Here is a 3,292-nt window from a genome sequence, read left to right on the forward strand (position 1 = left end):
TTACCATGCAAAGTCCGAATCGGTATTATCGATCACCAGCCGCCGAACATTCGGCCGCAAGACGAAGCATTGCCGTGAGTCTTGGTCGCACGGCTTCCGCGAGAACCTTGAACTCGGGGCTACCTATCGCTCTCGAAGCGGCGTCCAAGATTATGGCCAAGTCGGAAGGTGACAGGAAGAGTTCCCAATCGTGATGGGCGCAGGTATTGAAGTCCTCGACGTTATTCGCATTCATTCGAAGAGATATTGAATTAGCGTCCCATTCAGCGCGGCTAATGGTTACATCAGTCTTGAACGTTCCCCAATCGGTACTAGAACCACGTCGTTCAATAATCATCGTTTTTTCCTTCATAGCAGCTAGTAATGTGATTGCCGCGGCATGCAATCTGCTTTGGCTGATCGTATCGTGTTACTCCAATGCCGCAAGCATCTTACAATCTTTCCTGTGTCCCCTCCACGAACACCAGTTTTTTCGACATTCCCGAGGCCGAATCCGATTATGACAACTCGTCCGTAGGATTGTATTCTCGTACCCGCCCGAACTTCGCATAAAGCGGCGGCAGCAGGAAAAGGTTGAGCGACGTCGACGTGATCAGCCCGCCGAGGATGACGATGGCCATCGGGTACTCGATCTCGTGCCCCGGCCGGTTGCCCGCCACCACCAATGGCACCAGCGCCAACCCGGTGGCCAGCGCCGTCATCAAGATCGGCGTGAGCCGCTCTTCCGCCCCCCGCAGCACGAGCGGCAGGCCGAACGGTTCCCCCTCCTCGGTCTCCAAGTGCCGGTAATGGCTGACGAGCATGATACCGTTGCGCGCGGCGATCCCCAGCACGGTGACGAAGCCGACCAGCGAGCCGAGCGAGAGCACGCCGCCGGCCAGCTCGACGGCCGCCACGCCGCCCACCAGCGCAAAAGGGATCGTCAACAACACCAGGAGCGTCAGTCGCAGCGACTGGAAATCGACGTGCAGCAGCAGCACGATCCCCACCAGCGAAATCGCGGCCAGGGCATAGAGCCGGCGTCGCGATTCCTCGAGCGCCGCGTACTCGCCCAGGAACTCGGGGTGGTAACCGTGGTCGAATTCGAGCGTGCGGACCTTCCGCTCGATTTCCTGAGCCACCGAGCCCAGGTCGCGTCCTTTGACGTTGCAAGTCACGTCGATGCGCCGCGAGGCGTGCTCGCGCTTGATCTCGTTGGGTGCCGGCACGACTTGCACGTCGGCCACGTCGCCCAGCGGCACGTAACCGCCCAAGGGCGTTTCGATCGGCAGCCGCAAGAGCGCGTTGACGTCGGTCCGCAGTTCCGGCACCCCCCAGACGACGACGTCGAACGATTTCTGGTCGCGGTAGACCTCGCCCGCCTTCGCCCCGCGCACCAGCGTGGTCGTCGCGCGGCGGACCTGGCCGGGCGAAAGCCCAAAGCGCGCCGCCGCCTCGGGATAGAGCCGCACCTGCACCTGCGGCACGAGCACTTGGGACTCGACCTGGAGGTCCTGCGCCCCTTCGACCTCGGCGATCTCGCTGCGGACCTCCTCGGCCTTCTTGCGGAGCACGTCCATGTCGTAGCCGTAGATTCGCACCACGATCGCGGCCGAGGCCCCGGTGAGCACCTCCTTGATCCGCTCCTTGAGGTACGTCAGCACGTCACGCTTCAGCCCGGGGTAGCCCTCGATCGCCTCCGAAACCTTGGCCATCGTTTCCGGCACGTCGACGCCTTCATCGACGCTGATCCAAAGCTCCGTGAAGTTCGGCCCCACCACCTCGTCGGCCACCTCGGCCCGGCCGATGTGCGAGCCGAAGTTGCGCACACCCTCGATCCCGCGCAGCTCCCGGCTGACGCGGATCGTGATCCGACGCATGGCCTCCAACGACGTGCCCGGCTTCTCGACGAAGTGCATCAGGAAATCGGTTTCTTGAAAGTTGGGCAAGAACTCCTTTCCCAACCCAAGAAAGGCCCAACCGGTCAGGCCGAACATCACGGCGATGCACGCGATCGCCCAGACGGGCCTGGCGACCAGGGAGGGCAGGACCGCCCGGTAGACGCGCTTCAGCAGCCGCGCCAGCGGCGCGTCACGGTGCCGCTGGGGTGCGTGCCGCTCGGGCGCGCCGGGCAACAGCACCAGCGACAACGCCGGCGTGACCGTCAACGCCACCAAAAGCGATGCGCTGATGGCCAGGATGTACGACACTGCCAGCGGCCGGAAGAACGAGCCCGCCAGGCCGTCGAGAAACAGGACCGGCACGAACACCAGGATCACGATCAGGCTGGCGAAGACGACGGCGCTGCGGACTTCGAGCGACGCGGCCAGCACCACGTTGAAGGCCGGGGCCGGCTGCGCCGCCACGCGGTTCAGCCGCAATCGCCGTAGGATGTTCTCGACGTCGATGATCGCGTCGTCCACGACCTCGCCCAGCGCGATCACCAGTCCGGCCAGGACCATCGTATTCATCGTCTCGCCGGCGTAGTGCAGCGTGAGCGCGGCGGCCACCAGCGAAAGCGGGATGGCCGTGATACTGATCAATGCGGTCCGCCAGTCGAACAGGAACGCGGCCAGGATCACGATCACCAGGCCGCAGCCGACGAGCATGGCGCGCGAGAGGTTGTGAAGCGAACGCTCGATGAACGTGGCGGGGCGAAAAATCGTGGGGTCGACGTCGACGTCCTTGAGCCCCGGCTTGAGATCGTCGAGCGCCTTTTCGACTTGCCGCGTGACCTCCAACGTGTTGCCCCAGGGCTGTTTCTCGACGATCAAGAGCAAGCCGGGTCCGTCGTTGATCACGGCGTCGCCGATCGGGGCCGGAAAGTTCTCGACGATGTCGGCCACGTCGCGCAGCCGTAGCGGCGCGCCCTGCCGGAAATCGACCACCACGCCCCCCAGCTCGTCGGTGCTGGTGATGCTCGACAAGTGGCGGATTGCCAGCCGCTGGTTGGGGCTGTCGAGAAAACCGCCGTTATCGGGGAGCGTGGCGCTGGCGGCCGCCTTGTGGACGGCGTCGAGCGAAACCTCGTGCCTCCGCAAGCGGTCGGGATCGACCAGGACCTGAAACTGCCGGTCGCGTTGCCCCCAGATCGCCACGTTGGCCACGCCGCGCACGGCCATCAGGTGCGGCCGGATCGTCCAACGGGCCAGCTCGCTGAGCTCCATCTGCGACAGTTTGCCCGAGCTGACGCCGATTTTCATCACCCGGCTGGTCGACGACAAGGGCGAGAGCATCACCGGCGGCCTGGCGACGGCGGGCAGCCGTCCGGCCTCGGTCGCCAGCCGCTCCTGCACGAGCTGGCGCGCGCGGA

General features: G+C 64.6%; 1 protein-coding gene. It reads right to left on the reverse strand.

Going from position 1 to position 3,292, the window contains the following annotated elements:
* Positions 1 to 497: 497 nt before the first annotated feature.
* The coding region (locus VNH11_01865) for an efflux RND transporter permease subunit (protein ID HVA45107.1) at positions 498 to 3,292 on the reverse strand (2,795 nt) is incomplete at its 5' end.

The sequence above is a fragment of the Pirellulales bacterium genome (assembly GCA_035533075.1).
Taxonomy (GTDB): domain Bacteria; phylum Planctomycetota; class Planctomycetia; order Pirellulales; family JAICIG01; genus DASSFG01.